4 protein-coding genes are annotated in these 7,501 nt (G+C 70.2%); 3 read left to right on the top strand and 1 reads right to left on the bottom strand.

The annotated features are described in order from the left end of the window. Nucleotides 1-654 precede the first annotated feature (654 nt). Nucleotides 655-1,410 (bottom strand): hypothetical protein, encoded by a 756-nt coding sequence (locus ACIQFZ_RS26845; protein ID WP_402692338.1) that lies wholly within the window; start codon nt 1,408-1,410, stop codon nt 655-657. A gap of 144 nt (nt 1,411-1,554) precedes the next feature. Here ACIQFZ_RS26845 and ACIQFZ_RS26840 point away from each other — a divergent pair, with 144 nt between their 5' ends. From ACIQFZ_RS26840 to ACIQFZ_RS26830, 3 genes are all read left to right on the top strand, one after another. Continuing rightward, nucleotides 1,555-2,169: a hypothetical protein gene (locus tag ACIQFZ_RS26840; RefSeq protein ID WP_402692337.1), complete on the top strand. Its 615-nt coding sequence runs from the start codon at nt 1,555-1,557 to the stop codon at nt 2,167-2,169. A gap of 837 nt (nt 2,170-3,006) precedes the next feature. Next, the gene (locus ACIQFZ_RS26835; RefSeq protein WP_402692336.1) at nt 3,007-6,306 is read left to right on the top strand and encodes a DUF4132 domain-containing protein; all 3,300 of its coding nucleotides are present in this window, start codon (nt 3,007-3,009) and stop codon (nt 6,304-6,306) included. Nucleotides 6,307-6,314: 8 nt separating this feature from the next. Next, entirely contained in the window at nt 6,315-7,412 is a 1,098-nt protein-coding gene (locus tag ACIQFZ_RS26830; protein ID WP_365421361.1) for an AAA family ATPase, read from the top strand. The last annotated feature ends 89 nt before the right edge of the window (nt 7,413-7,501 follow it).

Raw genomic sequence — 7,501 nt, 5'->3', positions numbered from 1 at the left:
CTGGCGCCGCCGCCATCAAGCCATCGCACGAGCCTGCCACCAGCGCCGACACGCTCTTCAGGACCAGCCATGACCAGAACTACAGCTGCCGTGACTGCTGGCGGAGCTGCCGAAGAAGAACGGCTGGACGCTGTCGGAGCGGGCGGGGCATGTCACCGCGGACCGGATGCAGTGGCTGCTCAACGGCTCGGTGCACACTGCACCTATGAATGGGTATCAGGTAGGTGAAGTGCCGGTAATCGGGCGTGAGGGGCTGTTGCGGCTGGTCGCGTTGGTCGAGCGGCTGCGGGCCCGGCAGCGTGAAGAGGAGAGCGAGTCGTCGTGGACGACGCAGGGGGCGGCTGCCCCAGAGCCTGGCCCGTCAGGGCCCGGGCGAGGAGGTGTGGGCGGGGCTGCCGGAGGTGAACCGGCTGCTGGCGGTGCGGTGGCTGGCGGTGTTGGCGGGCCGGGCTCTGCCGGAGGCGGCAACGGGAGTGTCGGTGAGCGGTGAGATGGCGTCAGCAGGTACTTGCTGGGGCATCTCTGCCCGGGTGAGGTTGTGGGCGGGGCGCTCCACGACGTCTTGAAGAAAGTGATCCTTGTGAGGCGGGTGCGTGGACCCCCATACGAATGGTGAGTGCCTCCTTGCGGAGATCGCTCTCTGCGGGCGGCGCCCTATGCGTCGAAGCGTGACCAAGGGAAGTCGTACGCGCGCAAGGGGGCGAGGATTTCTCGGTGGCGTGTGCCGAACGCGATGGTCGCCTCCGTCTCGTCTGCGCTGACACTGGCCAGTAGTCCAGTGGCTGCATAGAACAGGTCGCCTGTGTAGGTGGGGAGGAAGGGGCTGAGGGGGACCGGTCGGAGGAAGTTCCACAGCGGTTCGAGGCGCTCCAGGGGCATGACCCTGGTCCAGGCGTTGAAGGGCGCAACGCCGCATGCTTCGTTGAGGGTGAACTGGAGCAGCAAGCGGCTGAGGGGTTCCGCGTCGAGGATCGTTTCCGGGTCGTCGTCGACGTGAGGGTCCTCTGTGAGCCAGACAGGGGGGTCGGAGTCCATTGGGCCGCCCCGGGGCGGCCAGGGGATGGACCAGTCCCTGACCCCCTGGTTGTCTGCCGCGAAGACCAGTTGGCTGCCGTGCGGTCTCTTGACGTGCTGGGGGTGCAGGAGCACCGGGTTGCTGAAGCGGTGGAGAGCGGGGCGCAGCCGGGCGAGGCGGTGGAAGGCGGCGAGCGCAGGCGGCAAACGGGCGAGTTCGTCGTCCGCGAGCGCCTTGGGGTCCGGCTCGGCTTCCTCGGCCGGGTACCAGCCCAGAACGAGCATCTCCAGGGCGCGGACGGGGTCTGTGTCGACGTGGTCGATCCAGTCGACGGGCGGGAGTGGCCCGGAGGAGGGAGTGGTTGCATGAGGTGAGGACCATGGGGTGTGTGTCATGAGCTCACCGTAGGGTGTGATCGGGACAGACTCGCTGGCCGAGAGCGTGGCCTCCAGCGGAACTCACTGAAGGCGTGGTCGTGCGCGTGGAAGTTGCCAGCCCTCTTCGTAACGCCGTTCTGGGCCCTTTCGATGGTGTCGTCCATGGCCTTGAGGGCGTCGTTCCGCGCCTGCTGGGCCTTCTCCTCCTTCGTGTACTTGGGCATCAGGCCCGGAGCGTCGATCGCCGCAACCGAACGGGTCATCGGCCAGCCACTCCCGAAGCCCTTGGTGATGTCGCTGTCGCGACACGATGGTCTCCTCGACCGCTGGCACGTGCTGCTGCCAGGGTTCTACAGCCTGCTGAGTGCACGCGGGATAGCGGCCGACTGGCAATTCCGTGCCCCCTACTACGACAAACGTACGGCGGATGAGGAAGGAGAGGAGGCGGAGTACGACTTCATGAAGATTGGCAGCTCCGTCCTGTACGGACATCCGCAGTTGATCCCCGTCGGGCGGGATCTCGGAGGAGGGGGCCTCGTACTGGACAACCGCCCCGGGATCAACCGCGGGCGTATCCACGAAGTCGAGGCCACCGAAGGCGTTACGTTTGGATCACACGAGATGTGGACGTCCCTGCCGGTGCTCATGGATGCAATCGCCACCTCCCTAGAGACCGACCAGCCCCTGGACGGCTACGCGCCTGTTGTGGACGTGGAACAGAGGCTGCAATGGGACTTCCGACCGCTGCGCCGTGATCGGACCTTGCCTGGGGCATGACGCAGCAGCGGATGGTGAGGTCGGTGGAGCCTTACAACATGACTCTGTATGGGGCGACTACGCTGCGGCTTGCCTCAACGGAGGTTGGTGGACACAAATCGCGACAATGCAAAACCGTCAGGTCCGGTTGTCGTTCCTGGGGTAGTTCCGTGACACCCCACGAGCGAACCAGGCCCGGCCTCCGCGCCCTGAGACTGAGGGAGGCCGGGCGGGGGCTGGACCGGCGGCCGAGGGTGATCATGAGAAGCCGGGTGATCTCCGTGACCTCCACCGAGGTGCCGCACGCCCTTACGTGAACTTCCCGACCAAAGGATCACTCCGGCCCCTGCCCCGTCCCCTGGCCAGCAGGCTTCATCCTTGCCGATGAAGACGCATCGGCGGCCCACCTGCGTCCCTGTCTCCCGTAGGCGTGGTGCGCGCCTGTCCGTTGGGAGGCGTCGAGCTCTCCCGTCTCCGTTCGTATGGGCCGGCTTCCTCCACGTCGGCGGCCGGAGCGTCGTCGCGCCGAGGTCTGAGTGGGGCAGTGGCAGTCGCTCGTCGGCCCGTGGACCTGCCTCGTACAGCCATGCCGGAGCCCCCGTTGGCCTTCCAGTCGCACAGCACCTCGCCGGTGCCGCGATCGGTGCAGGAGGCGATCTGCGGGAAGGCAGTGCCCCGCACACCTGATGCAGGTCGAAAGCGCGAGCAGCACAAGAAAGTTGATCGTGAGGGGCAGGGGATCCTGCGATGCGGATGTGCCGCCTGCACGGGCCCGACCGTTGTCAGTGCCGAGGTCTAACGTGATCGGTAACTGCTCATGAGGTCCCCGTGCAACGGGTGACGGGGAGGAACAGCGCCATGCACCAGGAAATTGCCGACGAGGACCGGTTCGAGATGCCCGCCGCCTGGCTGCGGGCCCTGCCCGTGCTCCGGGCCGCCGCGAAGCCGGCCGAGGACGCGGTGGAGAAGGCCGCTCGCCGCTACGCGCAGGAGGCGGCCTGGTTCGAGGAGATGTTCTCCTCCTCCGGCAGCGACCCGGAGCTGGTGAAGGAGGGCCGGGCCCACCGGGAGGGCAGTCCCTCTCCGCTCGGAGCCGCCGTGGAGATCGCCGTTGGCTGGCACTACACGATGGTGGACGTGCTCGTCGACGCCTGCGTGACCGAACACGGCCTGCCGTTCGCAGCCCGTGCCGTCGTGGAGCTGGGATGCGTCAACCCCCATTACATGCAGGCAGGTTCCCGACGGTACGACGCGGTGCTGCGGAGAGCGACCGATTACCAGACCTACTACGTGGGGGAGACCGCCGCCCGTATCCGGGACCTGCTCGCGGCGGTCGACGAGGAGACCCGACGGCGGACCGTCGAGGCCCTCGCCGGCCTCCGGGACAGCGCCGAGCGCCGCATCGTGGTCTCCTACCTGGTACCCGAGGAGCATGCCTGGGTCGACGAGTGCTGCGACGGCCCGATACCGAACGACTCCGTCCTGCGGCGCATGCTCCTTCTCTCCCTGTACCGGCCGGAGCAGATCGCCCGCATCGGCGAAGGAGCACGACTCGGCTGGAACGGCTGGAACCTCCAACTGCTCGCCACCCTCGCGAACCGGCTCGGTCCCGGCGTCGGGTCCCTGCTGGAGGACGCGTTCGCCGGAGCCTACGGATCCGACGGACACCGGGACGTCGCGGGCTGGGCCGCCGAACTGCCCACCGACGACGCCTTCCGCCTGCTGCTGAAGAAGGGCGGCGACCGCAATGTCCGCCCCGCCCTGCTCGACGCCATGAACCGCTACCCTCGGCGGGCCCTGCGGCTGCTCTCCGCCGCCGCGGCGGGCGACAGCGAACAGGCGTCCCTCTCCCGGATGCTGCTGCCCCTGCACGTGGTGACCCACCCGGAGCTCACGAAGGAGACGTTGCCCGCCCTGCCCGAGGCGTCCGCAGCCGTCGTCGCCCCGCTGCTGAAGCGAGGCGAACGGGACGCAGAAGAGCCTGCGGAGGCGCTCCCCGCCCTGCTGGTCGCCCCGCCGTGGACCCGGAAGCGCACCAGCCGCAAGGCCCGCGTGGCCCGCGACGTCCCCGGGGCGCCGCAGGCCGAGGTGGCCTGGAAGCCCGGGGAGCAGGAGGCCTGGGCGTCCACCGTCGTCGCCGAAACCCCCTGGTGGCGCGAGCACGACTGGTCCCGCGAGATCCAGCAGATGCAGCAGGGGACGTGGCGGGGCAACATCCACGCCGCCCGCCTCTTCGTCACCGGCCCCGAGGACGTCGTACGCCCACTGCTCGACGCCTTCGCCCCCGAGCACGTCTGGGACACCGAGAGCCACCTCAGGCCCGTCGCCGCCCGCCACGGCCTGCACGCCCTGCCGATGCTGAGCCGGCTCGCCGCCCGCTACCCAGCCACCGCCTGCGGCCTGCTGCTGCCCTACCGCAGCGTCGAGGTGGCCCGGCAGATGGCCGAGTGGCTGGTGCGCCGCCAGTCGCTGAGGCCCACGGTTCTCGCCTGGCTCCGCCGCCACGGCCGGGCCGCGGCCGCCCTCCTCGTTCCCGACGCCGTCGGCCCGGCGGGCATGCCCCGCACCCACGCCGAACACGCCCTGCGGCAACTCGCCGCAGAGGTGGGCGCCGAGGCCGTGCGGGAGATCGCCGCCGGCTGCGGCGCCGAGGCCGAGGAGATCGTCGCCGACCTCCTCGCCGGCGATCCGCTGGAGGCCGCCCTCCCGGCGAGGATGCCGTCCCCCTGCACCTGGGCCGACCCCGCCCTGTTCCCGCAGATCCGGCTCACCGGCGGCCGCGGCGCCCTGCCCGCCGACGCCGTCCGCCACGTGACGACCATGCTGCAGATCTCCAAGCCCGGTGACGTCTACCCCGGCCTCGCCACCGTCACCGAGCACTGCGACGCCGGCTCCCTCGCCGAGTTCGCCTGGGCCCTCTTCATGACGTGGCGGTTCCACGGCATGCCGGCCAAGGACAGCTGGGCCCTCCACGCCCTCGGCCTCCTCGGCGACGACGAGACCGTCCGCCGTCTCACCCCCCTCGTGCGTGCCTGGCCCGGTGAGAACGCCCACCACCGGGCCGTCGAGGGCCTCACCGTCCTCGCTGCGATCGGCACCGACACCGCCCTGCGCCATCTGCACGGCATCTCCCAGCGTGTGCCGTTCAAGGCCCTCAAGAAGCGAGCCCGGGAGAAGATCGACGAGGTCGCCGAAGGACTCGGCCTCACCACCGACCAGCTCGCCGACCGGCTGGTCCCCGACCTCGGCCTCGCCGACGACGGCAGCACCGTCATCGACTACGGCCCGCGCCGCTTCACCGTCACCTTCGACGAACAGCTCCGCCCTTGTGTCCGCGACGAGACCGGCAAGCTCCGCAAGGCCCTGCCGGCCCCGGGCGTCAAGGACGACCCGGAACTCGCCCCCGCCGAGCGCAAGCGGTTCGCCGCCCTTAAGAAGGAGGTCCGAACCATTGCCTCCGACCAGCTGCGCCGCCTGGAGGCCGCCATGGTCACCGGCCGCTCCTGGACCGCCGCCGAGTTCCGCGAACTGCTCGTCGAACACCCCCTTCTGCGCCACTTGGTGCGCCGCCTGGTCTGGCTCGGCGACGGCGACGGCATGGTGACCGCGTTCCGTGTCGCCGAGGACCTCACCCTCGCCGACGTCCACGACGACGCATGGACCCTCCCCGCCGACGCCACCGTGCGCCTCGCCCACCCCCTCCATCTGGGAGACGAACTCGAGGCCTGGGCCGACCTCTTCGCCGACTACGAGATCCTCCAGCCCTTCCCGCAGCTCGGGCGCCCCGTGCACGCCTTCACCGACGCGGAGGCCACCGGCCACCGGCTGACCCGCTTCGAGGGCGTCACCGTCCCCGTCGGCAAACTCCTCGGCCTCACCAAGCGCGGCTGGGAACGCGGCACGCCCGAGGACAACGGTGTGGAACGCTGGTTCTCCCGCCCGATCGCCCGCGACCGCCACCTCGTCATCGCCCTCGACGACGGCATCGCCGTCGGCATGGTCGACGCGTTCCCCGACCAGACCCTCGAGACCATATGGATCGACACCGCCCCCGGCGACTACTGGCGCAACCACACCTACCCGCACCGCCTCGGCGAGATCGACCCCGTCATCGCCTCCGAGATTCTCGCCGACCTGACCGACATCACCGCCAAGTGAGCCCCGCCATGACCACAGTGAGCGACCCGCACCCGCCCCGCCTGCAGCGCCCGCCCGCAGAGGTGCGCCACGCCGACGAACTCGCCGAGCTGCGTGCTGGGGACACCGACCCGCGGCCGCCCGGCTGGCAGCTCAGCCTCCGTGCCGCCCTCCGCTTCGTGGTCGGAGACCCCGACGCCGGCATCAGCCGCAAGTTCGTCGGCAGCCCCTCGCTCGTCGAACGGGCCCTGGTGACCCTGGCCACCAACCGGGGTCTGATGCTCGTCGGCGAACCCGGCACTGCCAAGTCGCTGCTCTCCGAGCTCATCGCGGCAGCCGTCAGCGGCACCTCCACGCTCACTGTGCAGGGCGGCGCGGCCACCACCGAGGACCAGATCAAGTACTCCTGGAACTATGCCCTGCTGGTCTCCGAAGGCCCCTCCCGCCGCTCCCTGGTGCCCGCCCCCATGCTCCGCGGCATGGCCGAGGGACGCATCGTCCGCTTCGAGGAGATCACCCGCTGCCCCCTCGAGGTCCAGGACTGCCTGCTCTCCCTGCTCTCCGAACGCGTCGTCGCCGTCCCCGAACTCGACGGCGACGACGGCATGGTCTTCGCCCGCCAGGGCTTCAACGTCATCGCCACCGCCAACACCCGCGACCGCGGCGTCAATGAGATGAGCGCCGCACTCAAACGCCGTTTCAACTTCGAGACCGTCTTCCCGATACTCGACCTCGACACCGAACTCGCCCTCGTCGAAGCCGAGTCCACCGCCCTGCTCCGCGAGTCCGGAGTCGAGCGGGCACCCGACCGGGACGTCCTCGAGGTACTGGTCGGTACCTTCCGCGAACTGCGCGGCGCACCCGGCCAGGGCGACCGGCCCTCCGCAGTGATGAGCACCGCCGAAGCTGTCTCCACGGCCCACGCCGTCGGCCTGCGCGGCTGGTTCCTGCGCGGCGAGGCCGGCAACGCCGCCGACATCGTCTCCTGTCTCGCCGGCACCGCCGCCAAGGACAGCCCCGAGGACCTCGCCCGCCTGCGCCGCTTCCTCGAACAGCAGGCCCGCCTGCGCCGAGGCCTCCAGTGGCAGGCCCTCTACGAGGCCCGGCACCTGCTGGACCAACGGTGAGCACCGCCCGCGTCACCTTCCTGGGGGTGCGCCACCACTCACCGGCCTGCGCCGGCCTTGTTCGCCGCACGATCCGCGAACTGCGCCCG

Origin of the sequence: Streptomyces sp. NPDC093064 (assembly GCF_044754605.1) — a bacterium.
Taxonomy (GTDB): Bacteria; Actinomycetota; Actinomycetes; order Streptomycetales; family Streptomycetaceae; genus Streptomyces.
This window is presented reverse-complemented; position numbering and strand designations above follow the sequence as displayed.

Excerpts from the sequence above, each read along its gene's own strand:
- ACIQFZ_RS26845 (WP_402692338.1), bottom strand. The coding sequence starts at position 1,410 with ATGACACACACCCCATGGTCCTCACCTCATGCAACCACTCCCTCCTCC.
- ACIQFZ_RS26840 (WP_402692337.1), top strand. The coding sequence starts at position 1,555 with ATGGCCTTGAGGGCGTCGTTCCGCGCCTGCTGGGCCTTCTCCTCCTTC.
- ACIQFZ_RS26835 (WP_402692336.1), top strand. The coding sequence starts at position 3,007 with ATGCACCAGGAAATTGCCGACGAGGACCGGTTCGAGATGCCCGCCGCC.
- ACIQFZ_RS26830 (WP_365421361.1), top strand. The coding sequence starts at position 6,315 with ATGACCACAGTGAGCGACCCGCACCCGCCCCGCCTGCAGCGCCCGCCC.